Below are 24,306 nucleotides of genomic sequence, written 5' to 3'. Positions count from 1 at the left end.
TGAGGGATGGTAATGTTTCATTTTATGCTCTGAATACCAATATAAATATTCAATTCTATTTTATCATACGATTAATAGATATTTTATCGTTAATATTGTACAATATTTAAATTCATGAAAAAACCAAAATGAATTTAAGAAGATTATAATTTTTTTTTAATGACAAGCAAGATTATAGGAGTCGGCAATTATATTCCGCCGGAAACAATTACAAATTTATTTTTTGACAAGCATCATTTTATTAATAAAAACGGGGAGTCATTAAAGGAAGCGAATGATATTATTGCCAGAAAGCTCAAGGAAATTACCGGCATAGAAGAAAGAAGATACGCATCTGAGGATCAGGTGACTTCAGATCTGGGGCTGATTGCAGCACAGAGAGCAATAGAAAATTCAAAAATAGATCCGGAGACCCTGGATTACATCATATTTGCCCATAATTTTGGTGATGTCCGCTTTGGCACCGTTCAGTCGGATAGTGTGCCAAGTCTGGCTTCAAGAGTAAAACATCTTCTAAAGATCAAAAATAATTTCTGTGTAGCCTATGATGTTCTGTTCGGATGCCCGGGCTGGATAGAAGGTGTGATACAGGCTAATGCCTTCATCAAATCGGGTATTGCAAAACGCTGCCTGGTTATTGGTGCAGAAACACTTTCCAGAGTCGTTGATATTCACGACAGGGACAGTATGATCTATGCGGATGGTGCAGGAGCGGTTATCATGGAAATAAGTGAAGATGGTAAAGGAATACAGTCCCATTTATCGGCTTCTTATACCCTGAACGAAAAAGATTACCTTTTCTTTGGTAAGTCATACAACAATGAAAGCTGTCCTGATACGAAATATATCAAAATGGAAGGCAGAAAAATTTATGAATTTGCTCTTGTAAATGTGGCGGATGCTATGAAGAAGTGTCTGGATGCAAGCGGATATTCTATAGATCAGCTAGATAAAATTATCATTCATCAGGCTAATGAGAAAATGGATGAGGCGATTGTAAAACGTTTTTATCAGCTTTATGATTTGACAATGCCTGAGAATATCATGCCGATGGTAATCGATAAATTAGGGAACAGCAGTGTGGCTACCATTCCAACGTTGCTTACGATGATCCTGAATGGAGAACTTCCTTCCCATGAAATAAAAGAAGGACATGTGGTTTTATTTGCTTCTGTAGGAGCAGGGATGAATATCAATTCATTTGTCTATAAATTTTAAGATAATCTGAAGAGAATTCACAGCTTATACTGCATTTCTCTTTTTAATAAACAAGGCCTGGATTTTAAATCCGGGCCTTTCTATTTTGAGATAATTCCTTCAAAAAACTATTTAAAATCCATTTTGGATACACGTTAGTCCAATTTGGCAACTCCAGCCTTTATTCGAATCCTGACCTTTGTCCTGTTAATTTAATACAGAACAAAATGAAAACAATTTTTATAACAGGCGCTTCAACAGGATTAGGAAAAGCGGCTGCCCAATTATTTCAAAGCAGAGGCTGGAACGTTATTGCTACTATGAGAAACCCGGAAGCAGCTTCTGAACTTGCCGCCTTGGACAATGTAACCCTGCTTCCTTTGGATGTTACCAATCTGGAACAGATAAAATCAACTGTTACGAAGGCTCTTGAGTTAAGTAATGTGGATGTAGTCTTCAATAATGCAGGATATGGGCTTATTGGTCCTTTGGAAGCCTTAAAAGATGAGCAGATTTTAAAGCAGCTGGATACCAACCTTCTTGGGGTGATTCGTGTAACACAAGCTTTTATTCCATATTTCAGAGAGAAAAAGAGCGGAATGTTTATTTCTACCACCTCAATCGGAGGATTGATTGCATTTCCTTTGGGTTCAACCTATCATGCAACCAAATGGGCGTTGGAGGGTTGGAGCGAGAGTCTATCTTATGAACTGAATAAATTCGGCATTAATATCAAAACTGTATCTCCAGGAGGAATTAAGACCGATTTTGTAAGTCGTTCTTTAGATTCCGCAACGAGCCCGGCCTATGAAGAGATTACCAATTCCCTTTTTTCCAGTATGGAAGGAATGATGGAAGCGGCTTCCAAACCTGAGCAGATTGCTGAAGTGGTATATGAAGCAGCTACAGATGGCAAGAAGCAGTTAAGATACGTAGCAGGAGAGGATGCAAAAGCATTATATGCTCAGCGTCTTGAACTGGGAGCTGAAGCTTTCAGAGAGCAGTTCGGCAAACAGTTTATTTAAGATATTTTTAAATATTGAGACGGCATAGATTTTATTTATGCTGTCTTTTAATTCAAATATTTAATACATTTATATCATGGAAAAGAAGGATAATACACCTATGAAAATTTCATCCATATCGGAGCTTCACAACCTGCTGAAACTTCCCAAACCGCTTCATCCGTTAGTAAGCCTGGTAGATAATACGAAAATGATTGTGAATAAGGAATTGCTGAACAGAAGCTTTTACCTGAATTTTTATAAGATTTCGTATAAGTTTTCTGAACATGGAAAGATGGGCTACGGACAGGGATATTATGATTTTAACGAAGGAGGCATGATGTTTACGGCGCCGGGACAGATTCTTTCTACCGATGCAGACGCAGAATACTGTGGATATACGCTGCTTGTACATCCGGATTTTATACGGACCTATCCTTTGGGCAAGAACATTAAAAAATTCGGATTCTTTTCCTATGATACCAATGAGGCACTGCATCTATCTGATCAGGAAAAAACAATCATCACCGGATTACTGGATAATATCAGGAATGAGTTGAATACAGCGATTGATGAAGTCAGCCAGGACGTTATTGTGTCTTATATTGAGGTTCTGCTGAATTACAGCAACCGCTTTTATAAAAGACAGTTTATCACCAGAAAAGCAGTCAACAGTGATATTTTATCTAAAATGGAAGGTATACTGGAAGACTATTTCAATAAACAGGAAACATTAACCAAAGGACTTCCCACCGTGGAGTTCCTGGCCTCAGAAATGAACCTTTCACCGCATTATCTGAGTGATATGCTCCGGAACCTTACGGGGCAGAATGCCCAGCAGCACATTCATGAAAAACTGATTGAAAAGGCTAAAGAATATCTTATAGCTACGAATTTTTCCGTATCGGAAGTCGCTTATGCTTTAGGGTTTGAGCATCCTCAGTCGTTCAATAAGCTTTTTAAAAAGAAAATGGAAAAAACTCCTTTAAGTTACAGACAATCATTTAATTGAGGTATATTTCATAGGATGAGTAATATTGGGAGGAAAAGAATGGACTACCTATCATTAGCTAATTAAAAATGAATTTCGAATTGGAAATGAACAGTTATGAAGATATTTGTAAAATACTGAACATACATCCTGACCTGAAACCAGATGTATCTGCCTATGATGAAGAGGATCAAAAGGCTGCTGTTTCCCTGTTCAGATTGTGGAACGCAAATAAGGCTGCATGGAATGGCGAAATGATTGATTTCAATAACGATGATCAGGAGAAGTATGAAATTTTGTTTGATCTGGGTGATGAAGTTGATCCGGATTCAGGTTTGATGTACTTTACTTACCGTCCCGTCAGCAACAGGAGCCATGTCGGTGCCCGCCTCCTCTGGCCTGGCATTACCATAGCAAAACACGTCACTAAGGTGATGCAGCAGGATTTTATGAATATGATGAAAATACCTGAAAAAATAATAAAAACGGGTAATGAATCATTAAAACTAAGTACAATAAATTCCAGATCAGAAGTCAACAGCTACGAGGATATCTGTAAAATCCTTAATATAGATCCCGATCTGGAACCTGATGTATCTGCATATACTATGGAGGATAAAGAGGCTGCTATCTCTATGTTCAGATTATGGAAAGCAAATAAAGCCGTGTGGAATGGTGAAGTAATTGACTTCAATAACTATGACCGGAACATATATCAGCACAAATATGAAGTGATGTGTAATTTAAGTGATGAAGCTGGAGGGGGAGAAGGTTTCACATACTCAAGTTGCAGTAGTACCGGAGATTATTCGGCGGTCGGCGCCCGTCTCCTCTGGCCTGGCACAACTATCGCAAAACACATGACTAAGGTAATGCGGGAGGATTTTATAAATGTAATGAAAATACCTAAAAAATAATAAAGTTGGACATGCAGCTACTTGCCTGGCTTTAAGGAATACATACAACTACGACAAATATAACAGGGCTGCCAGTATTTTATTGTTTATTTACACTTGTGGCCTCACCAGGAATCGAACCTGGATCTAAAGTTTAGGAAACTTCTATTCTATCCGTTGAACTATGAGGCCTTGGAAAAAATAAAAATACTAATTAATTTAAATAAATAAAAACTTTCCAATAATTGCAGTTTGTTTTTCAATGATTTTATTCAGAATTCATTCAGGACAGGAACTGAACCTGTGCATAAAAAGAATCCGCTCTTTAGGAGCGGATCCAGTAGATAAATACATCTCATTTTTTTAATTAGACAACAATAAAAAAGCACAGCCGACAATGCTGTGCTTAAATTTTTATTTCAAATTTAATTGCAATTTCAAAGCTGAAAAAAGCAAAAAATGATTTCATTTCAGTTGTATTACATAGTAAATGTAGTACAATTTTTAATACGAAACATGAATTTAATGTTAAAATTCACAACTTATCCACAATTTGTTGTGGATAAGTTTATAATCAACTGTTATTCAATATGTTTAAAATGGTGTTTTTCAAGTATTTTTTCCTTGTCACTTCTTTTTCTCAATATACCAGTGATCCATATCGTTGATTATTATCTGAATTGATCATTTTTTTTAATGTGCAGCTGCATAATAACAGAATAAACAGAAGAGCAGATAGAATTTTATAATTCATATTGTTTAATCAGATTAAAAAGGTAAAAAACCAGTGAATGAATAATATATGATTTTGTTTTCTAAGATAAAAAATTAGGGCTAAATAGCGTTTGATTCTAAAGTTTTATCTTTTTAAAATAATTAGTTATATTTGACTCATTAAAATCTCTTTATAAATATCATTATTCAAGTGCATTTCTAAGTACTTGAGATCCTAAGGTTCAAATTTTATGAACCCCGTTATTCTATTACTTAATACCCAAAAAGAAATCTGACGATAACTGATGAGGCATTCTCATTCATTATTGGATCATATTTCACCAACAAAAGAGATCATTATGAAAACAAATACAATAGCCGTAATAGGTGGCACAGGAAAAACAGGACATTACCTTGTCCAGGAGCTTCTGAAAAGAAAACATCCCATGAAACTGTTACTTCGGACTCCTGAAAATTTTACTATTGAAAACCCTTTAATTGAAATCGTACAGGGAGATGCAAGAGATTCTGAAGCTGTGAACCGTCTTATTAAAGATTGCAGTGCGGTAATCAGTAAAATAGGACAGCCTGCCGGAGAAGAATCGATATTCACGGATGCTACAAACAATATTATACAGTCGATGAATTCTCACGGAATTAAAAGATATATTACTATCACCGGTTTGAACGTTAACACGCCTTTTGATCATAAAAATGATAAAGTAAAAATGGCAACTGAGTGGATGTATCAGAATTATCCAAAGACAACAAAAGACAAACAGGATGAATATGAAATTCTTGTAAAGAGTAATCTGGATTGGACATTGGTGAGACTTCCGTTAATAATTCCTACTTCCGAGCACTTCAGAACAGAGACGAATCTGACGGATTGTCCAGGAGAGAAAATCAGTGCAGCAGATCTGTCTGAGTTTTTGGTGTCCCAGATCGATGATGAAGCTTATATTAAACAAAGCCCGTTTTTGTATAATCTTTGAAGGGTTTAAAGTTCAACGTTTAAGGTTTAAAGCTTTGGAGGTCTAATACAAAAAATCTATGATTTTTTTAAACTTAAGTGAACTTCTTATTCATAAAGCATTAAATCTTTAATCACTTAAGTGTCAAAAAGCTTTTGTGACTTTTGTGGTTTAAAAAAGCTTTTATGCGAAACTCAACTTACATTTAAACAAATTAAATAAACCTCAAGGGTTAAAAAAATAGAGAGCCATTTATTGGCTCTCTATTCATATTTAGCTTTCAAGTTTTTCCTTGATATATTTTGCGGTATGCGATTTTTTATCTTTCGCCAGGTCTTCCGGGGTTCCGGCAAAAACAACTTCACCGCCATATTTTCCTGCCTCCGGGCCAATATCTATAATATAATCTGCAGATTTGATAATATCCGGCTGATGTTCAATAACAATTACAGAATGACCAAGATCAATCAATGCCTGTAGGGATTTCAGTAACTTCTGGATATCATGGAAATGAAGCCCTGTAGAAGGTTCATCAAAGATAAACAGAGTTTTATCCGTCGTCACTCCCTTGACAAGGAAGGATGCCAGTTTTACACGCTGTGCTTCACCACCGGAAAGGGTAGAAGAGCTCTGCCCCAGCTGCAGATAGCCTAATCCGACTTCCTGAAGCGGTCTCAGTTTTGTGACGATCTTTTCTTCGTTATTGTCTTTAAAGAATTCCAAAGCTTCATCCACCGTCATATGAAGAATATCGGAAATGCTTTTCTCATCGAACTTCACTTCCAGGATTTCGTTTTTAAAACGGGTACCTTTACATACTTCACATTCAAGCTCAATATCTGCCATGAACTGCATGGATACGTTGATCACACCTTCTCCTTTACATTCGTCACATCTTCCGCCGTCTACGTTGAAAGAGAAATGCTTGGGCTTGTAACCCATCATTTTTGAAACTTTCTGCTTGGCAAAAAGATCTCTGATGTCATCATACGCTTTCAGGTAAGTAACAGGATTGGACCGTGAAGATTTTCCAATCGGATTCTGATCGATCAGCTCAATGTTTTTAATCAGTTTTTTTGGGAATTCTACAGAATCATAATCTCCTTTTTTGCCACCCATTCCAAGCTGGATCTGGATGTCGTTGGTTAAAATTTCCTTCATCAGCGTAGATTTTCCGCTTCCGGAAACTCCCGAGATTACCGTAAGGCTTTCCAAAGGAACATCTACATCTATATTTTTCAGATTATTTTGTCTTGCTCCTTTGATGTGGATCCATTCCTTGGCTTTTCTGCGCTTTTTAGGAACCTCAATTTCCATCCTTCCGGTTAAATATTTTGAAGTAAGCGTATCCGCATTTTTAAGATCATTATAATCTCCGGCAAATACCAGTTCACCACCAAGATAGCCTGCTTCAGGGCCAATATCAATAATATAGTCAGCAGCTTTCATAACGTCTTCATCGTGTTCAACAACAATTACGGTATTTCCCAGGTCCCGAAGGTTTTTTAAAACTTCGATCAGGTTTTCGGTATCTCTTGAGTGAAGACCGATGGAAGGCTCATCCAGGATATAGATAGATCCTACAAGAGAACTTCCCAAACTTGTCGCAAGGTTAATCCTCTGACTTTCACCACCTGAAAGGGTATTGGAGGTTCTGTTTAACGTTAAATAACCTAAACCTACTTTTAATAAAAATTCGATACGGGTTTTGATTTCGTACAATAACCTTTTGGCTACATCCTGATCATGCTCGGAAAGTTTCAGCCCGTCTATTAAAGGATACAATTCATCAAGAGGAAGCTCAATCATAGACTGGATATTGTGCCCGTTTACTTTTACCCAGCTCGTTTCTTCTCTTAATCTCAGGCCTTCGCAGGTAGGACAGAGTGTTTTTCCTCTGTATCGGGAAAGCATAACTCGGTACTGGATCTTGTACAGATTTTCTTCAAGCATTTTGAAGAAATTATTAATAGAAGGGAAACTGCTTTTACCGTCTCCTTTCCACAGAAAACTTTTTTGCTCTTTGGTGAGCTGATGATAGGGTTTGTGGATAGGGAAGTCTCCGGCTTTTTTAATAAATGCTTTTTTCCATTCACTCATGCTTTCACCTCTCCAGGCAACGACTGCATCCTCATAAACGGATAGTGTTTTATTAGGAATAACAAGATCTTCATCTATTCCGATCACTTTTCCGTAACCTTCACATGCCGGACATGCTCCATAGGGGTTGTTGAAGCTGAAAAAATGAACATTCGGTTCAAGGAACTCTATACCATCCAGCTCAAATTTATTGGAAAACTCTTTTACCTTTCCGGTATCCGGGTTTTTTAGTGAACAATAGCCATGACCTTCGTAAAATGCCATTTGGATAGAATCTGCCAGCCTTTGAAGGAAACTTTCGTCTTCTTCATAAGAAAAACGGTCGATCACAAGATTAATGGTCATCCCTTTTTCAGGAGTAAAGCCGAAGCTTTCCAGGTCTTCAATACCTGCTACATTACCATTGATCTCAAGTCTTGTGAAACCTGCTAGCTTTAAAACATTCAATGCTTCCTTAAAATTATCTGCGTCATATTCCAAGGGAGCTGTCAGTAAAAACGAAGTGTCTTTTTTTGAAGCCTTGATAAAATCGATTACATCAGAAACGGAATCCTTCTTTACTTCTTCGCCTGAAACCGGAGAAAAAGTTTTCCCGATCCTTGCAAAAAGAAGTTTCATATAATCATAGATCTCCGTAGAAGTTCCCACCGTAGAACGGGGATTGGAAGAAATCACTTTCTGCTGAATGGCAATGGAAGGGGCAAGTCCTTTAATATCATCCACTTTGGGTTTTTCCAGTTTACCCAAAAACTGACGTGCATAGGAACTTAAACTTTCCACATATCTTCTCTGTCCTTCTGCATAAATGGTATCGAATGCCAGGGAAGATTTTCCGCTTCCGGAAACCCCCGTGATTACGATTAATTTATTTTTCGGGATCAGAACGTCTATATGTTTCAGATTATTAAGATGGGCATTCTTAACGAAGATCTGTTTTTTTATATCTATTTCTACTGTTTTAGTCATGTTCATAAAATATATACTGACTGAGAATCATCTGTGCCAGTGTGACTGTTTTCTTGTGTAAATTCTGCTGCCTGATAAATTGTTCTGTATCCGTCCAAGATTGAGCATTGATTAAAAGTGCCTGTAAAAGTATGGAAAGATGATTATTTTCATCACAAAATTAAGACTCACAAAATTACAAAATTTTAGTGAAAATAAGACGTTTAAATATTTGCTTCCAGATAATTATATTCAATTATTAACAAGCCAAAAAAAATAAAATATTTCTATTTTCAGTCAGAAAAAAATTGATGGATAAGCTGTTAACATCCATAAGATTATGTTAACTATTTTATAATTATAAAATTGAAAAATAATTTATGATTTTCAATATGTTTTTGCATTTTGCTCTTGTTTTGTATTTTAAAATTAGTTAAAATTGTATTCATAAATATGTAATATAGAAATGAGAAAATTATTCAGAGATCTTGTTACACATTTAATGAGAAAAAGATGAAGTTATTCCCCTCAAAAGATGCAGTAAATCCTACTGCATCTTTTTTTATGATAACTATCATTTGTCTTTCTTGGGGAACTCCCTTACTTTTGGGTCCGTTATTAAAGAAAACTGATTCAAAACAAAACGGGAACTATTATGATCAAGAAGATTGGAAGTATATTTTTATTAGGTTCAATGCTCTGTGCTCATGCACAGGAGAAAACCACAGATATTGAAAGCATTGAATTTCAGGGAAAATTTATTTCTACACCTTATAAAAATGCCAATCAGAATATTACGGTTATTACGAAAGAAGATATTGCCAATTCTCCTGCAAAAAGTATTGACGAGGTTCTTCAACAGGTTCCGGGAATGGATATCAGAAGAAGAGGAGCCAATGGTGTACAGAGTGACATAGGTTTCAGGGGAAGTTCTTTTGAGCAGGTATTGCTGTTGCTGAATGGCATCAGAATGAATGATTCCCAGACCGGACACAATTCTATGAATGTACCGGTAGATATGGATGATGTGGAAAGAATTGAGATCATCAAAGGTCCTGCTGCCAGAAGATTTGGACAGAATGCCTATGCCGGCGTCATCAATATCATTACGAAAACAACTCCCGGAAAACGGGTGAAAATAAGTGCTGAAGGCGGAGATTACGAAACTTACAGCTTCGGCTTCAACGCACAGCTGGGAAATGAAAAATTTTCTAACTCTCTTCAGGCTAATTCTGCCTCATCACAGGGATATATGTACAATACGGATTACGAAATCCGAAATGTTTTCTATCAAAGCAAGCTCAATATTAAAAACGGTGATCTGAAGCTGCAAGCGGGCTTTTCTGAAAAGAAATTTGGGGCTAACGGTTTTTATGCTTCTAAAAGTGCTACCGAGCAATATGAGGAAACGCAGGCTTCTATAGTAAGTTTAGCCCATCAGCAGACGTTTGGTCATTTGAAACTAAGCTCGAATGTATACTGGAGAAGAGGGCAGGATATGTACTTGTATGACAGGAATAAGCCGGATGGTTACAGAAATATGCATATCGGGAATAATGTAGGCGGGGAAATAAACTCCAGCTACCAGTGGGGATTGGGAACTACGGGTGTCGGTGTTGAACTGAGAAAGGAGTTTCTTGCGAGTAATAATCTAGGCGAGAGAAACCGTTTTGTTTCGCAGGTTTTCTTTGAGCATCATTTTTCATTACTGGATAAAAAGCTGAACATCAGCCCGGGAATTTCATGGGCGAATTATTCCAAAGAGGGGAACTTTTTCTATCCTGGATTAGATGTTGGCTATAATTTCAATCAGAACAATAAAATCTATGGAAATATTGCAAAGGTTCACCGTGTTCCGACATTTACCGATCTTTATTATGTAAGCAAAACGGAACAGGGAAATCCTGATCTGCTTCCGGAAAATGCGGTTTCATCTGAAATTGGTTACCAATACCAGAACAGTAGAATTTTGGCAAAAGTGAGCGGATTTATGAGAAATTCCAACAATTCTATCGATTGGGTTAAAAAAAGCATGACCGATCCGGTATGGTACGCTCAGAATGTAGGAAAAATAGATACAAAAGGAATTGAGGTAGAATTGAGCCACAGGGTTTTTGACTGGCTGAAGTATACAGCAGGATATACTTATCTGGATAGCAAAATGAAGAAGTCTAATGAGCTTGTATCCAGGTATATACTTGATAATCTGAAGCATCAGATTGTTGCGAAACTTGAAACGAGATTCTTTCAATATTTTACGAATGAGCTGGTTTACAGGTATAATGAAAGAATGAATCTTGGAACTTATAACCTTCTTGATGAAAAGCTGAGCTTTGCGAAAAAAGATTTTTCCGTATATGTGCTGATCAATAATTTGACCAATACAAAATATACGGAAGCCTTCGGAGTAGAAATGCCTCAGAGATGGTTCCACTTAGGCTTCTCTTATACGATCAATATTAAGTAAATGTTAATTTGAAATGAATGAAAGTTAATATTAACAAATTGTTAAATAATTTATTTTTGCAAAAATTTTTTATGAAACTTTTTTTAAGTCTGAGTTTACTTTTGAGTATGACCTTTTTCAAAGCACAGGACCACGTTTCCAGCTTCAATGCAGTGACTCTCACCTACAAGTTTCATCCCAAATTTTTTCTTTATGCCGAAGGTCAGCTGAGAGGAAATGAAGATTACACCTACCCGGATTATTACGAGATCAAAGGGGGAGTGGGATACAATCTTACCAAAAATCACAAACCTTTTGTTGGCCTTGGAAGATACGTGAATTATAAAGAACACAGCCTGAGTAGAGAAGAGTTCAGGGTATGGCTACAGGACGTGATTGACCTCAAAAAAGGGATCGTCAAGTTTGAAAACCGTTTTCGTGCAGAGAAAAGCTGGTTCTATGAGCCGGCAACAGATAAAGCTTCCCAAAGAATGCGTTACAGATACCGTCTGAACATAAGTGTTCCCCTGAATGCAAAAACCGTTAAAAAAGGAACTGTTTTCGCGAATGCTTATGACGAGATCTTCCTGGTAAGCCCAATGAAGCCTACTTTCGCGAGAAACAGGGTATATGGTGGTTTTGGCTATCAGATTGATGATTATTTCGGAATCCTGACGGGTTATCTGTGGCAGCGCGAATTCGAAGCAAAAGGCAATAAAAACCTTCACTTTATCTATCTGGCCTTAAACATTAATATCGACGGTACGAACCATCCTACAAAAACCTATGATTTCCCGGGAGCGGATTAATATTTCTCTATCAGATAACGATACGCTTTCAGGTATTTGTTGAACCTTTTGATATCTTTAGGGCTAAGCTCCCTGTTTACTCTTCTGAGGTCCATATTATCGCGGAGATCATTAAGCTTTACAGCGACAGCCAGAGGTGATCTTTCTGTTCTTTTAACGAATTCATCGTAGTCTTCTTCGGGATCAAATTTGGTAAGGCAGCTTATAGCAAAAATAATGTATTCCGGAAAACCTTCGGTTCTTAGATAATCGAGGCTGAATTCTTCCGGATGATCTTCTACCACATCGTGCAACACCCCTACGATTTTTTCGTCTATGGTTTTACCATACTCCATGACACGCATCACATGAGCGATGTAGGGAGCGTGGTACTTGTCGGTTTGACCTTTATGTGCTTTATCAGCTATCTTTATGGCTCTGTTGAGCATTTCTTCTTTTGTCATTTCTAATAGAAAATAGAATACAAAAATAAAAAATGCCTTAAAAAATAAGACATTTTTATTGAGAATATTTTAAGGAATATCAAATAAGCTGATTTAGGGATAAAAAGTTAAAATTAAAAGGCTAGAAGATGGAAGTTGGAGGATGGAAGTTACTATTGGCCGGTATTAACAATTTCTTTTAAATTTATTGAAGTAGTTTTATAAAGATTACTAAAAATACCCTGTATTTCTATCTTTGGACTTCAATAACTTCCCTCTTCCAGCTTCTGACTTCCTTACATCATGATAAAACTGAAATGTCTTATCCCTGACTCAGTTTAAAGCAGGGTTTCATCCTCTATTGAAGCACCTGGCGCGTTGTTTTTTACAGATTCTATACCGTTTTCCATTCCATTTTCAGATTCATACATCTGGCTGGTTCCTATGATTTGCCCATTTCCTGCTTTTAAATTGAAATAACAGCGGCCATCTTTAGCCGTATTTCTTTCGAATTTTGAATCGTCCTGCGAATTGGTACGTACAGATTCTATTCCGTTTTCACAAGATGACTTTGAGCCATATCCCTGGCTTGTTAAAATTACTTGTCCGTTGCCGGCTTTCAGATTGAATTTGAAGTCACTGTCTGTTCTCTTCGAGATAATAAATTTTCCCATAGTAATTGGTTTTGTGGTTTGTTTATTTTTTTAATTATTTGGAAGGCTGAGCCTTTTTTGTGTCTGCAATTTTTTCAGGAATGTCAGGGTTCAGTATCTTGTATTTTGAATAATCCTTTTTAGGTTCCTTTAAAGCCATATATGCTGCTGTATCTTTTGGGGTTACAGTAAGCATTTTATACTGTTCCTTCCGATCCATACCCATTTTTTCCTGAATTTCTTTAGGATCATTAAGCTTGAGAATCTTGGTGGTATCTGTTTTCAGCAGGATCAGCTTTCTTTCTTTTTTCTGAGCAGTTAGTATAATAGAAATAAGAAGGAAAGGAAATAATAAAATCTTCATGTTTTTAATTTAAAATAAAAATATAAAAAATATTGGAATTTAAGTTCACAAGCACCATAGATTTTACTTATTGGTTTACAATCCTGTCTGTTATGTCTTAATATAAGCTAAAAAAAAGCGCCTCAAAAAAATGAGACGCTTCAATCAAAATTTATGTTATAAAAGACTAATAAGCTCCTTTACCGATATAGTGTGCGGCAACTTTTTCAGTTAAAGCCACTACATTCGGATGATTGGTATATTTCGTGAACCTTCTCAGACCTGAAAGCATCATTCTCTGTTCATCACCTTCCGCGAAAGAAACAATTCCTTCTTTTGCAGCTGCGATGATCTTTTCAACAGCTTTGTAAAGGTTAAGCTGTGCCATTGCTGCTTCTACAGAATCAGCAGAGAAATGTTTTTCAGCTCTTAAAATAGCAGATTCTGCCATATAAAGTTGATTAAGGATTTCAGAAGCATTCAGTAATAAATGCTGTTGTTTTTCAATATCCATCATGTATTTCTGAAGAGCCGCTCCGGAAACCATAAGAAATACTTTCTTAAGGTTAGCGATAATCGCCTTTTCTTCAGCCATGAATGCTGAGTAATCTGGAACATCAAATGAAGGAATTCCCATCAGTTCTTTGCTGATTGCCATTGCAGGAGAAAGCAGATCCAATTCTCCTTTCATTGCTTTTTTAATCAACATTCCAACTGCTAAAAGACGGTTGATCTCGTTGGTACCCTCATAGATTCTTGCAATTCTTGAATCTCTCCAGGCTGCTTCCATCGGCATATCTTCAGAGAATCCCATTCCTCCGTACACCTGGATTCCTTCATCGGCAGTATGCTGTGTTAAATCTGAAACGAAAACTTTCAGAATAGAAGCTTCCACAGCAAATTCCTCAACTCCTTTTAATTCAGCCTGCTGATGGTTCATTCCACCGGCAACCAATTCGTTGATTTTATCTTCAACATCTTTTGCCGCTCTGTAAGAACCAGCTTCAGCAACGAAAATTCCAGTTGCCATTTCTGCCAGTTTCTTTCTGATCGCTCCAAAAGTGGAGATAGAAACTCCAAACTGTTTTCTTTCGTTAGAATATTGAAGAGAGTGGTTTAAGATTCTTCTCTGTCCGTCAAGGTTGGCAGCTGCCAGCTTAATTCTTCCGACATTCAAAGCATTCAGAGCGATTTTGAAACCGTTGTTTCTTTCACCTAAAAGATTTTCAACAGGAACTTTCATATCATTAAAGAAAACCTGTCTTGTAGAAGACGAACGAATTCCCAGTTTATGCTCTTCTTCACCGAAAGAAAGCCCTTCGGTTCCTTCTTTTTCTACGATGAAACCGGTGATGTTTTTGTCATCATCAATTTTAGCAAAGACAATAAAGATTTCTGCAAAACCTGCATTGGAAATCCACATTTTTTGCCCGTTGATGATATAATGTTTCCCGTCTTCGGAAAGTTTTGCTCTTGTTTTTCCTGAATTGGCATCAGAACCAGCATCAGGCTCAGTCAGACAGTATGCTCCGAATTTTGTACCTGTTGCCAGATCCGGAAGGTATTTTTTCTTTTGCTCTTCTGTACCATACAATAGGATAGGAAGGGTTCCGATGCCCGTGTGAGCTCCATAAGCTGTAGCTAATGAACCATTTGCTCCTGAGCAGTAATCACATGCCAGCATAGTATTCACGAATCCCATTCCAAGACCACCGTATTCCTCAGGAACAGCAACTCCTAGAAGTCCCATTTCGCCCAACTGACGCATTTTTTCCTCAGTTAAAGCATAATCTTTTTTCTCAAATCTTTCTTTTTGAGGAATTACTTCTCTGTCGATAAATTCTTTCGCAGAATCACGAAGCATTTTTTGCTCCTCTGAAAGTTCTTCAAGAGTGAAAATATCATTTGCAGGAATTTCCTTTATAAGGAATTCACCTCCCTTCAGTGTTTTATTAAGTGTATTACTCATTATTTTATGATTTTAAATTTTAGATTATAAATTTTAAATTATTGATTCTCTGTTATAAATTTTCGGATGAAGTTTTGATGATTTTGGTCAAAATATTAATAATACTTTCAATTTCTTTCAAATAAGAGTCTATTTCAATTTGAACTAAATTTGAAGATTGATAAAGTCTTAGCCAATACTTTGTTTCTCGTGCTTCTTTGTTGGCTATAGAAAGTTTTGAGATAAAATCTTTTTTAGATTGTGCAGCAATTGCTTCTTCCACATTTGCGCCAATTGAAGTTCCACAGCGAAGAATTTGTTTAGATAAAATGAATTCATTCTGAGATTTACATTGAGTATAAAATTTAATTATTCTTAAAGCAAAGTCAAAAGTTTTTATCTGAATCAAATTGTCTTCTTTGAAACTCATTTCATCTAAAATTTATAATTTAAAATCTATAATTAATTAAAGAAGTTCGAAAATACTTGCTGCTCCCTGTCCTGTACCCACGCACATAGAAACCATTCCGTACTTGTTGCCGCGTCTTCTCATTTCATCAAGAAGCTGAACGGTCAGTTTTGTTCCGGTACATCCGAGCGGGTGGCCAAGAGCGATAGCGCCTCCGTTGACATTCAGGATATCAGGGTTTAGGCCTAATTCCTTTTTGATCGCTACAGACTGTGATGCAAATGCTTCGTTCAATTCAATTAATTCAATATCTTTTAATTCAAGACCGGCTTGTTTTAAAGCTTTTGGAATAGCATAAATCGGTCCCATACCCATGATTCTAGGCTCAAGACCTGCTGCAGCATAAGCCACTAATCTTGCTTCCGGCTCAAGACCTAATTCTTTTACCATTTCTTCGCTCATAACCATTACGAAAGCAGCTCCGTCACTCATCTGGGATGAATTTCCGGCTGTTACACTTCCTCCGTTCGCGAATACGGGTCTCAGTTTAGCAAGACCTTCCAAAGAAGTATCTTTTCTTGGTCCTTCGTCTACAGAGAAATCAAACTTTTTAGACTGCATTTTCTGGTTTTCATCCAGGAAATTATATTCTACAGGAATTGAAACGATCTGATTGGCAAATTTTCCTTCTGCATTAGCTTTCAAAGCTTTCATATGGGATTCAAATGCGAACTGATCTTGTTCTTCTCTTGTAATATTATATTGCTTAGCTACTTCTTCAGCAGTATAGCCCATTCCCCAGTAATAATCAGGGTTCGTTTTGGCAATATCCGTTTCCGGAACCGGCTTGTAACCTCCCATCGGGATGTAAGACATAGATTCTGTACCTCCTGCGATGATACAGTCTGCCATTCCTGCCTGGATCTTTGCCGAAGCAATAGCGATAGCTTCACTTCCTGATGCACAGTATCTGTTGACAGTAACTCCCGGAACCTTATCGGTATTTAATCCCATTAAAGAAATTAAACGGGCAACGTTTAAACCCTGTTCTGCTTCAGGCATTGCGTTTCCTACGATAAGGTCGTCAATTCTGTTTTTATCTAATTGTGGTAGCTCAGCCATTAATTTTTCAATAACTGTAGCGGCCATCACGTCGGGTCTTGTGAATCTTAAACTTCCTTTTGGAGCTTTTCCTACGGCAGTTCTGAAACCCTTTACTATATATGCTTGTTTCATAAATTGTATAATGTATTAATGTATAATGTACAATGTATTTTAAAGTGTTAACTTGAATAAACTTGTTTCAGTTTAATAATCATATTTTGTATATACTGTATTTCAGTAAGTGTTTTTTGAAATCTGTCTTCCGGAAGAAACTCACATTCTTTTGCAATTATAATTTGAGTTTCAAATTCAAATGAAGAACCCAATGCAATATTCAGAAAATGTGAAAATTGAGGCTTGGTATCTCTTCCCGCGCCTTCCGCTATGTTAGAAGGAATGGAATATAAACATCTTCTTGATTGGGAAGTAAGTCCAAATAATTCATCTTTTGGAAATTCCTTTGAAAAGAAATAATACGTTTTACAAAGTTGAATTGATTTTTTCCAAACTTCAAGCTGTCTGAAATCATGCATGTTAAAAATACTTTTTACGTTAATACTTTTTACATTTTACAGAAAAATTAGTTTCTCAACGGTTTTCCATTCTGCAGCATGTACTGAATTCTCTCTAGCGTCTTTCTCTCCCCACAAAGCTGAAGGAATGTTTCTCTTTCAAGATTCAATAGATATTGTTCAGTTACGACAGTTGGTTCGGAAAGATTTCCTCCTACCATAACGTTCGCCAGTTTGTCTGCAATTTTTTTGTCGTGCTCAGAGATGAACTTTCCGGTAAGCATCTGGTCTGTTCCTACGTAGAACATTCCTAAGGCATCTTTCCCAAGAACTTTTACTTTCTGTTCGATAGGCTGTGTATATCCTTGCTCTGCCAATAGTTTTGCAACTTTTTTAGCTTCGGCGATCTGTCTGTTTTTGCTTACGGATACAATATCTTTTCCTTTTTCAAGAATTCCCATATCATAGGCTTCATAAGCGGAAGTGGCTACTTTACCCATAGCGATATTCATGAATGCTTCACGAAGTCTGTTATTTTTAACGTCATCGCTGTGGAATTCTCTGGAAGTTCTCAAGGTAAGTTCTTTAGTACCACCACCACCAGGAATTACTCCAACTCCGGTTTCTACCAATCCGATATAAGTTTCTGCTGCCGCAACCACTCTGTCTGCATGCATAGTCATTTCGCAACCACCACCAAGCGTCATTCCGTGAGGGGCAACCACTACAGGAATAGAGGAGTAGCGTACTCTCATCATCGATTTCTGGAAATAGGCGATAGCCATATTCAGATCATCCCAGTCCTGTTCGATAGCCATCATCAGGATCATAGCAAGGTTGGCTCCTACAGAAAAGTTTGTTCCCTGGTTTCCAACAACCAATCCATCGTATTCTTTTTCTGCTAAATCAATAGCTCTGTTTAGTCCATCAAGAACTTCGCCTCCAAGAGAGTTCATTTTTGAGCGGATCTCAAAGTTGATGATACCATCACCAAGATATTCGATTGCAGCTCCTGAGTTGCTCCAAAGTGTTTTGTTCTTTCTGATATTGTCTAAGATAATAAAGGCATCCTGCCCAGGAATTTTGTTGTATTCTCCTGAGTTTTTATCCACGAAGATGCTTTGACCTTCATCATTAACTTTATAGAAAGTTTCTACATTTTTAACCCAATCTGAAACTTCATAGCCTGCGTCTTTTGCTAATTCTATACCTTTCTGAACACCTACGGCATCCCAGATTTCAAACGGGCCGTTTTCCCAGCCGAAACCAGCTCTCATGGCATCATCAATCTTATAGATTTCATCAGAGATTTCCGGAACTTTATGAGAAACGTAAGCGAACAGGGCACCTAAAGATTTTCTATATAATTCGCCGGCCTTATCTTTTCCACCAATTAAAACTTTGAATCTGTCAATTGGCTTGTCTATATTTTTAGTTAATTCTAAAGTAGGGAAAGAAGATTTTCCCTGAAGCTCGTATTCTAACGTATCAAGGTTTAATCCGTGGATCTCAGATTTTCCTTCTGCATTTTTCACTTTTTTGTAGAATCCCTGTTCCGTTTTAGAACCCAGCCATTTATTATCCATCATTTTCTGGATATAATTAGGAAGGGCAAAAACATCATTGAAATTATTGGCTTCAGCACCGCTCTGACGAACGCCGTTAGCTACCATTACCAAGGTGTCAAGACCTACCACATCAGCTGTTCTGAATGTTGCAGATTTTGGACGTCCGATGACAGGACCTGTTAATTTATCAACTTCAGAAACCGTCAATCCTAATTTCTGTACGTTGTGAAGAAGATCCATCATCGAAAAAACTCCGATCCTGTTGGCGATAAACGCTGGAGTATCTTTAGCTAGAACGGTAGTTTTTCCTAAGAATTTAGCTCCATAAGTCATGTAGAAATCTACAATTTCCGGATCTGTATCATTTGTTGGTATAATCTCTAAAAGAGGAAGGTACCTTACCGGGTTGAAGAAGTGTGTTCCCGCAAAATATTTTTTGAAATCATCGCTTCTTCCTTCCGTTAAGAAATGGATAGGAATTCCCGATGTATTAGAAGAAATTAATGTTCCCGGCTTTCTGAACTGTTCAATTTTTTCATAAACAGATTTCTTAATGTCAAGCTTTTCAACGACTACCTCAATAATCCAGTCTGTATTCTTGATGTTTTTAAGATCATCATCGAAGTTACCTACTTTAATTCTATCTGCAAATTTTGGAGAATAGAGAAGGGCAGGACTTGCTTTTTTCAGTTTTTCAAAGTTTTCAGAAGCAATTCTGTTTCTTACCACCTTGTCATCTTTGGTCAAACCTTTTTTTTGTTCAGCTTCCGTCAGTTCAAAAGGAACGATATCCAAAAGAGACACCTCCACACCAATGTTGGCGAAATGTGCCGCAATACCGCTGCCCATAATTCCTGAACCAAGAACCGTTACATGTTTGATTCTTCTTTTCATTATAATTTATTTTCTGTTATTTAATAATTCGTTTGCAATTTTCATGATTTCGGACATCACTTCCTTGAAGGTTTCAATTTTCTCAGGAGCAATCTTTTCCATCACTTTTTTGTTAAAATTGACGACCACTTCTTTGGACATATTCCTTGAATTCAGACCTTTATCCGTAAGTTTAATGATCACCTCCCTTTTATCGGCAGTCGTCTTTTCCTTATAGATATATCCGTTGTCTTCCAGAAGCTTAATGATTCTGGTCAAAGAGGTGGGTTCAATAGCCATTTTAGGACCTAAATTGGTACTTCTGGTGCCTTCCTTAGGGTCAATTTTAAGAAGAGTGAGGGCCTGTACAGCAGTAGAATCATGCTCTTGGGCAAGTTCTGTGTACATTTTTGAAACAGCCAACCAGGTCTGCTTTAAAACTAAATCTACGTTTTCTATTTTTTCTTTATTATTATCCATCATTCTATCCACTAATGGTGTTACCCAAATTTAGTAAATATTATGCATGCATAGTATTTATTAACGTTAAATTTTGTTAATTAACTGATAGTAAACGGATTAAATTGTATGATTAGCATAATACTATGCATGCATAGTATATGAAATACGTAACAGAAACGCAGTATTAATGAATGTTTTTAATGAAATCAATTATTTCTTCAAAGGATTCGTATTGTTGATTAGAAGTGTCGGTGAGAATTCCCCAAAAACCATTCTTATATTCAAAATGCAGGGCAGAAAGGTCTTTTTCGAAGTTTTTCTGCAGTAAAGAATAAAGCATTTCCTTGTGAACCTGCGGTGCATTAATAGAAGGCGGAACAAAATTCTCATTCACCTGAAACAATGAAACATTGGTAAGTTCATCATGCTTAAGCAATACATCTTCTACAAGTCCGGAAAAAAGCTGATTATCCTTTACATACCATATTTTGTCTGCAAATTCCTTGGCCAGTCGCCAGTCGTGGGAAGAGAATAATATGATTTTATGCTGCTCCTTGGCCAGTCTGCGAAGGTTTTTTAAGATGATGAGTTTATTTTTTTCATCAAGATGGGTTGTCGGCTCATCAAGAATAACAACAGGAGAATTCTGAGCGATAGCCCGGCCTATAAATGCTTTCTGCAAATTACCATCCGAAAGGTTTTTAAGAAGAGTGTGTCTGTATTGAGCAAGATCCAATTCGTCTATGATATGGGAAATTTCCTCCCTGTCTTCTTTTTTAAGCTCGAAATAAAAAGGGTAATAGATGTATTTTCCTAATGAAATAAGGTCTTCAACAGTATGATGTTGCGGAACATTTGATTTTGAGAAAACAACAGCAATATTTTCCGCAGTTTCTTTAACGGAAAGGTCTTTTATATTTTTATGATTAATTAAAATTTCTCCACCTAAAAGAGAGATCTGATTTAAAATGGATTTGATAAGCGTTGTTTTTCCTACACCGTTATTACCAATCAAAAGACACACATCACCCAGTTTCAAATCTGCATAAGCATTTGAAATTAAAGTTTTATCGTAGCCTATATTAGCTTGTTTGATTTGTAGGAACATTGGATATTGATTAATTGCCCAGATGCATTGTTTACAAAAATACTATTTTAAATCTGCTTGATTAAATTCACAATTTACCATTGACTTATTGACCTTTAAATTTTATTCTGTTTCAAAAGCATCAGCAAAATCACCGGTATCCCAAATACAGAGCTTATCACATTCATGGGAATCTGGGTTTTTTCTGCTGTAATAGAAAATACCAGCATGATCAGCATTCCGAGAAACATATTCAGGATCCATTGCTGCCATAATTTGGAAGGGTTATAGATCAGTCTGCAAAAATGCGGAACAATAATTCCGATAAATAAAATAGGTCCCAGAAATGCCGTAATAGAAGCTGAAAGCAGGGAAGAGGCTGCAATAATAAGGATCTTCAACTGATTAAGATTGACTCCTAAGCTCTGAGCATACGATGTTCCCAATGAATTTCCGATCAATGGCTTTATTGTTTTAAAACAGAAAAACACGCCTATAAAAACTAAAACTGATAATACATAAATTTGGTTTCTGGTTACCATATTATTAGCTCCGAAAGACCATAAAATATAGTTTTTCAGACTTTGATTTTCTGCATAGAACTGTAATAAAGAAACTACAGCGCCGGCAAATGCCGAAATAAGGAAACCGAATATAATGAGATAAGATTTATCCTGAAACTTATTCGACATGGATAGTAAAACCAGCATCAATACAAGGCTTCCTACAATGGCTGAAAGACTGAGGAAACTGTTCTGCAGAAATTCCGGGATTAGAAAATCGTGGGAGAAGAAAATATAAAAAGCTACGGATAAGCTGGCTACAGACGTAATTCCTAAAATATCCGGACCGGCCAGAGGATTTTGAAAATATTCCTGCATCAGAAAACCGGATGTTGGAATTGATATTCCCGCCAGAAGCATCACCAGTACCCGGTTGATACGAATTTCGGCGATCTGGCTTTGGGCAGAATCCTGAAAGAAATCCTGAAAGGTTAAATTTAAAAACCCTGTGTTCAGGTTGATCACTGCAGTAAGAATAATAGCAGCCGTCAGCAGTAAACACAGGATTTTGAATTTTTTTGACATGATCAGAAAGAATCTGGATGTTTTATTTTAAAAGAGCATCGACCTTGGAATTTAATACTTCTTCGGTCATCATTCCTAAATATTCGTCAACTTTATCTCCTTTTCTCAAATAAGTAAAGGGAATTGAGCCGCCGTCCCATTGTTTAAAATTATTTGTGAAAAAATTCGCGTCCAGCTTCTGACCATCCAAAAGAATGATATTTGCTGCAAGGTTATTTTCCTGTGCAAATTTTTTCACAGAAGTATTCCATTCAGACTTATCATCAAGGTTGATAAAAGTAAACTTTACCGGCTTATCTTTTAATTCCTCCATTTTGTTCTTAAAATGAGGGATTTCTCTCATACACGGTCCGCACCATGTTGCAAAAAAATTGGTAACGTATAAAGTGTCATTCTTCTGAGCTAAATATTTTCCCAGATTATCCGGAGAAAGTTCCTTAGATGTATAAGCTGTTGTTTCAGAAGCTGTATTGTCCGCAACGGAAACTGAATCTTTGACAGTGGTTTCAACGGTTTTCTGACCTTCTTTTTTGCAGCTGTAAAGAGCCGTAAGAATAAGCGTGGATAAAATTATCTTCTTCATAAATTATTTTTTGACTATTTTTGAATTGAAGTATGGAACAACAAATCTATAAAGGGAAACTGATACAGTTTCATCCGTTAAAAGTAGCGAAAAAGGAACAACTGACCAAAAATACTTTTTCTCTGGAATTCGAGATTCCAGGGAATTTGAAGGAGAATTTCAAGTTTGAAGCGGGACAATTTGTAAGCATAAAATTTATTGCTCACGGTGAGGAAGTCGTCAACGATTACTCAATGACTTCAGCGCCTTATGAGAAAAAAATATGCCTTGGAATCAAGGTGAATTCTTCTGATGGAGCCACTTCGGAGTTGTTCAGAAATTATAATGTTGGAGATGAGCTGATGGTAGGAGAGCCTTCCGGTAGGTTTACACTGGTCTCCAAACCAAGCGAATTCCGGACCATTGTTGCTTTTGCAGCCGGAATAGGGATTACCCCGATCCTGAGTCATTTTAAGAATATCCTTCATAAGGAACCGCGCACCAGGCTTTTTTTATTTTTTGAAAATAAAAGCTCTGAAGAAGTTATTTACAGAGAGCAATTGGATAATCTTGCCAGAATGCACGGTGAAAGACTTCAGATTTTTTACTTTTTTTCAAAGGAAAAAACAGCGGATCAGTTTTTCTACGGAAGGCTGGACGAAAAGAAATTGAGTTTGATTATTAATCAAATTCTTCATCTGGATGATACGGATGAGGAATCTACAATTTGGGATGCGGTAGATGAAGTATTGATATGCGGAAAAGGAGAGATGATAAAATCGCTTGCGAATGCCTGCTATCACCACGGAATTCCGAAAAAGAATATTCATTTTGAACTTTTTGAAGAATATAATGATGACATTTATCCTGTAGAAAAAGAATTTCCGCTGATCGAAAATGTGGAAGTTAAGTTTAAAATGCTTGGAAAAGAATATGCAACCCATCTTCCTGATAACAGAGAGAAGATTCTTCAACAGCTTCTGATCCAGAATTTTCCGGTTCCTTATTCATGCAAATCCGGAATATGCGGAAGCTGCGAATGCTATCTTGAAGAAGGAGAGGTGGAGCTGCTTGAAAATGAATATCTGACTGAAAAAGAAGAAGCACAAGGCAAAATACTGGCATGCATGTCCATTGTAAAAAGTAAGAAAATAAAGCTTAACTTTGACCTTAGTTGAGAGTTATCAGGAACATATTTA

The 24,306-nt window shown here is 36.8% G+C and carries 21 protein-coding genes and 1 tRNA gene; 8 read left to right on the top strand and 14 right to left on the bottom strand.

Annotated elements, in window-relative coordinates; translation table 11 throughout:
* The first annotated feature begins 159 nt into the window (after positions 1-159).
* The 4 genes from LC418_RS14375 to LC418_RS14360 all read left to right on the top strand — a co-directional run bounded on the left by LC418_RS14375 (position 160) and on the right by LC418_RS14360 (position 4,109).
* A complete protein-coding gene (locus LC418_RS14375; protein ID WP_111953152.1) occupies positions 160-1,218 on the top strand; it encodes a 3-oxoacyl-ACP synthase III family protein in 1,059 nt (352 codons plus the stop codon).
* Positions 1,219-1,424: 206 nt separating this feature from the next.
* Complete coding sequence (locus LC418_RS14370; protein WP_223559636.1) at positions 1,425-2,222, top strand: SDR family oxidoreductase; 798 nt, start codon at positions 1,425-1,427, stop codon at positions 2,220-2,222.
* A 76-nt stretch (positions 2,223-2,298) separates the two neighbouring features.
* Positions 2,299-3,213 carry a helix-turn-helix domain-containing protein gene (locus LC418_RS14365; RefSeq protein ID WP_223559635.1) on the top strand — a complete coding sequence of 305 codons (915 nt, stop codon included), beginning with the start codon at positions 2,299-2,301 and terminating at the stop codon, positions 3,211-3,213.
* A 68-nt stretch (positions 3,214-3,281) separates the two neighbouring features.
* A complete protein-coding gene (locus LC418_RS14360; protein WP_223559634.1) occupies positions 3,282-4,109 on the top strand; it encodes a hypothetical protein in 828 nt (275 codons plus the stop codon).
* A gap of 99 nt (positions 4,110-4,208) precedes the next feature.
* Here LC418_RS14360 and LC418_RS14355 read toward each other — a convergent pair.
* Positions 4,209-4,280, bottom strand: a tRNA-Arg gene (locus tag LC418_RS14355).
* Between the two features lie 881 nt (positions 4,281-5,161).
* On the opposite strand from LC418_RS14355, the gene LC418_RS14350 reads away from it, so the two are divergent.
* Positions 5,162-5,797 carry an NAD(P)-dependent oxidoreductase gene (locus tag LC418_RS14350; protein ID WP_111953160.1) on the top strand — a complete coding sequence of 212 codons (636 nt, stop codon included), beginning with the start codon at positions 5,162-5,164 and terminating at the stop codon, positions 5,795-5,797.
* Positions 5,798-6,049: 252 nt separating this feature from the next.
* On the opposite strand, the gene uvrA is transcribed toward LC418_RS14350, so the two are convergent.
* The gene (gene uvrA, locus LC418_RS14345) at positions 6,050-8,842 is read right to left on the bottom strand and encodes an excinuclease ABC subunit UvrA (protein WP_223559633.1); all 2,793 of its coding nucleotides are present in this window, start codon (positions 8,840-8,842) and stop codon (positions 6,050-6,052) included.
* A gap of 634 nt (positions 8,843-9,476) precedes the next feature.
* Here uvrA and LC418_RS14340 point away from each other — a divergent pair.
* Both LC418_RS14340 and LC418_RS14335 read left to right on the top strand, forming a co-directional pair.
* The gene (locus LC418_RS14340) at positions 9,477-11,288 is read left to right on the top strand and encodes a TonB-dependent receptor plug domain-containing protein (RefSeq protein ID WP_223559632.1); all 1,812 of its coding nucleotides are present in this window, start codon (positions 9,477-9,479) and stop codon (positions 11,286-11,288) included.
* A gap of 71 nt (positions 11,289-11,359) precedes the next feature.
* A complete protein-coding gene (locus LC418_RS14335; RefSeq protein WP_111953595.1) occupies positions 11,360-12,076 on the top strand; it encodes a DUF2490 domain-containing protein in 717 nt (238 codons plus the stop codon).
* Here LC418_RS14335 and LC418_RS14330 read toward each other — a convergent pair.
* The 12 genes from LC418_RS14330 to LC418_RS14275 form a co-directional block, all read right to left on the bottom strand.
* The gene (locus tag LC418_RS14330) at positions 12,073-12,519 is read right to left on the bottom strand and encodes a phosphohydrolase (RefSeq protein ID WP_111953164.1); all 447 of its coding nucleotides are present in this window, start codon (positions 12,517-12,519) and stop codon (positions 12,073-12,075) included. The two genes, LC418_RS14335 and LC418_RS14330, sit on opposite strands and share 4 nt — an antisense overlap.
* Positions 12,520-12,836: 317 nt before the next feature.
* Positions 12,837-13,172, bottom strand: a complete 336-nt coding sequence (locus LC418_RS14325; RefSeq protein ID WP_111953166.1) for a YegP family protein — start codon at positions 13,170-13,172, stop codon at positions 12,837-12,839.
* A 34-nt stretch (positions 13,173-13,206) separates the two neighbouring features.
* Positions 13,207-13,515, bottom strand: a complete 309-nt coding sequence (locus LC418_RS14320; RefSeq protein ID WP_223559631.1) for a hypothetical protein — start codon at positions 13,513-13,515, stop codon at positions 13,207-13,209.
* Between the two features lie 166 nt (positions 13,516-13,681).
* Positions 13,682-15,463, bottom strand: coding sequence for an acyl-CoA dehydrogenase family protein (locus LC418_RS14315; RefSeq protein WP_111953170.1), 1,782 nt, complete (start codon positions 15,461-15,463; stop codon positions 13,682-13,684).
* A gap of 52 nt (positions 15,464-15,515) precedes the next feature.
* Positions 15,516-15,872, bottom strand: coding sequence for a four helix bundle protein (locus LC418_RS14310; protein WP_111953172.1), 357 nt, complete (start codon positions 15,870-15,872; stop codon positions 15,516-15,518).
* Between the two features lie 36 nt (positions 15,873-15,908).
* On the bottom strand, positions 15,909-17,087 hold the full coding sequence (locus tag LC418_RS14305) for a thiolase family protein (protein WP_223559630.1): 1,179 nt from the start codon (positions 17,085-17,087) through the stop codon (positions 15,909-15,911).
* Between the two features lie 47 nt (positions 17,088-17,134).
* Complete coding sequence (locus LC418_RS14300; protein WP_223559629.1) at positions 17,135-17,488, bottom strand: four helix bundle protein; 354 nt, start codon at positions 17,486-17,488, stop codon at positions 17,135-17,137.
* Between the two features lie 47 nt (positions 17,489-17,535).
* The gene (locus tag LC418_RS14295) at positions 17,536-19,929 is read right to left on the bottom strand and encodes a 3-hydroxyacyl-CoA dehydrogenase/enoyl-CoA hydratase family protein (RefSeq protein WP_111953178.1); all 2,394 of its coding nucleotides are present in this window, start codon (positions 19,927-19,929) and stop codon (positions 17,536-17,538) included.
* Positions 19,930-19,935: 6 nt separating this feature from the next.
* Positions 19,936-20,388: a MarR family winged helix-turn-helix transcriptional regulator gene (locus tag LC418_RS14290; protein ID WP_034727924.1), complete on the bottom strand. Its 453-nt coding sequence runs from the start codon at positions 20,386-20,388 to the stop codon at positions 19,936-19,938.
* A 166-nt stretch (positions 20,389-20,554) separates the two neighbouring features.
* Positions 20,555-21,478 (bottom strand): ABC transporter ATP-binding protein, encoded by a 924-nt coding sequence (locus LC418_RS14285; RefSeq protein WP_223559628.1) that lies wholly within the window; start codon positions 21,476-21,478, stop codon positions 20,555-20,557.
* A gap of 95 nt (positions 21,479-21,573) precedes the next feature.
* A complete protein-coding gene (locus LC418_RS14280) occupies positions 21,574-22,545 on the bottom strand; it encodes an iron ABC transporter permease (protein ID WP_223559627.1) in 972 nt (323 codons plus the stop codon).
* 22 nt (positions 22,546-22,567) lie between these two features.
* A complete protein-coding gene (locus tag LC418_RS14275; protein ID WP_111953184.1) occupies positions 22,568-23,128 on the bottom strand; it encodes a TlpA family protein disulfide reductase in 561 nt (186 codons plus the stop codon).
* 32 nt (positions 23,129-23,160) lie between these two features.
* On the opposite strand from LC418_RS14275, the gene LC418_RS14270 reads away from it, so the two are divergent.
* Positions 23,161-24,285: a flavin reductase family protein gene (locus tag LC418_RS14270; RefSeq protein WP_223559626.1), complete on the top strand. Its 1,125-nt coding sequence runs from the start codon at positions 23,161-23,163 to the stop codon at positions 24,283-24,285.
* Positions 24,286-24,306: the final 21 nt, after the last annotated feature.

This window comes from Chryseobacterium lathyri, from assembly GCF_019970085.1.
Classification (GTDB): domain Bacteria; phylum Bacteroidota; class Bacteroidia; order Flavobacteriales; family Weeksellaceae; genus Chryseobacterium; species Chryseobacterium lathyri.
This window is presented reverse-complemented; position numbering and strand designations above follow the sequence as displayed.

Excerpts from the sequence above, each read along its gene's own strand:
- LC418_RS14375 (WP_111953152.1), top strand. The coding sequence starts at position 160 with ATGACAAGCAAGATTATAGGAGTCGGCAATTATATTCCGCCGGAAACA.
- LC418_RS14370 (WP_223559636.1), top strand. The coding sequence starts at position 1,425 with ATGAAAACAATTTTTATAACAGGCGCTTCAACAGGATTAGGAAAAGCG.
- LC418_RS14365 (WP_223559635.1), top strand. The coding sequence starts at position 2,299 with ATGGAAAAGAAGGATAATACACCTATGAAAATTTCATCCATATCGGAG.
- LC418_RS14360 (WP_223559634.1), top strand. The coding sequence starts at position 3,282 with ATGAATTTCGAATTGGAAATGAACAGTTATGAAGATATTTGTAAAATA.
- LC418_RS14350 (WP_111953160.1), top strand. The coding sequence starts at position 5,162 with ATGAAAACAAATACAATAGCCGTAATAGGTGGCACAGGAAAAACAGGA.
- uvrA (WP_223559633.1), bottom strand. The coding sequence starts at position 8,842 with ATGACTAAAACAGTAGAAATAGATATAAAAAAACAGATCTTCGTTAAG.
- LC418_RS14340 (WP_223559632.1), top strand. The coding sequence starts at position 9,477 with ATGATCAAGAAGATTGGAAGTATATTTTTATTAGGTTCAATGCTCTGT.
- LC418_RS14335 (WP_111953595.1), top strand. The coding sequence starts at position 11,360 with ATGAAACTTTTTTTAAGTCTGAGTTTACTTTTGAGTATGACCTTTTTC.
- LC418_RS14330 (WP_111953164.1), bottom strand. The coding sequence starts at position 12,519 with ATGACAAAAGAAGAAATGCTCAACAGAGCCATAAAGATAGCTGATAAA.
- LC418_RS14325 (WP_111953166.1), bottom strand. The coding sequence starts at position 13,172 with ATGGGAAAATTTATTATCTCGAAGAGAACAGACAGTGACTTCAAATTC.
- LC418_RS14320 (WP_223559631.1), bottom strand. The coding sequence starts at position 13,515 with ATGAAGATTTTATTATTTCCTTTCCTTCTTATTTCTATTATACTAACT.
- LC418_RS14315 (WP_111953170.1), bottom strand. The coding sequence starts at position 15,463 with ATGAGTAATACACTTAATAAAACACTGAAGGGAGGTGAATTCCTTATA.
- LC418_RS14310 (WP_111953172.1), bottom strand. The coding sequence starts at position 15,872 with ATGAGTTTCAAAGAAGACAATTTGATTCAGATAAAAACTTTTGACTTT.
- LC418_RS14305 (WP_223559630.1), bottom strand. The coding sequence starts at position 17,087 with ATGAAACAAGCATATATAGTAAAGGGTTTCAGAACTGCCGTAGGAAAA.
- LC418_RS14300 (WP_223559629.1), bottom strand. The coding sequence starts at position 17,488 with ATGCATGATTTCAGACAGCTTGAAGTTTGGAAAAAATCAATTCAACTT.
- LC418_RS14295 (WP_111953178.1), bottom strand. The coding sequence starts at position 19,929 with ATGAAAAGAAGAATCAAACATGTAACGGTTCTTGGTTCAGGAATTATG.
- LC418_RS14290 (WP_034727924.1), bottom strand. The coding sequence starts at position 20,388 with ATGGATAATAATAAAGAAAAAATAGAAAACGTAGATTTAGTTTTAAAG.
- LC418_RS14285 (WP_223559628.1), bottom strand. The coding sequence starts at position 21,478 with ATGTTCCTACAAATCAAACAAGCTAATATAGGCTACGATAAAACTTTA.
- LC418_RS14280 (WP_223559627.1), bottom strand. The coding sequence starts at position 22,545 with ATGTCAAAAAAATTCAAAATCCTGTGTTTACTGCTGACGGCTGCTATT.
- LC418_RS14275 (WP_111953184.1), bottom strand. The coding sequence starts at position 23,128 with ATGAAGAAGATAATTTTATCCACGCTTATTCTTACGGCTCTTTACAGC.
- LC418_RS14270 (WP_223559626.1), top strand. The coding sequence starts at position 23,161 with ATGGAACAACAAATCTATAAAGGGAAACTGATACAGTTTCATCCGTTA.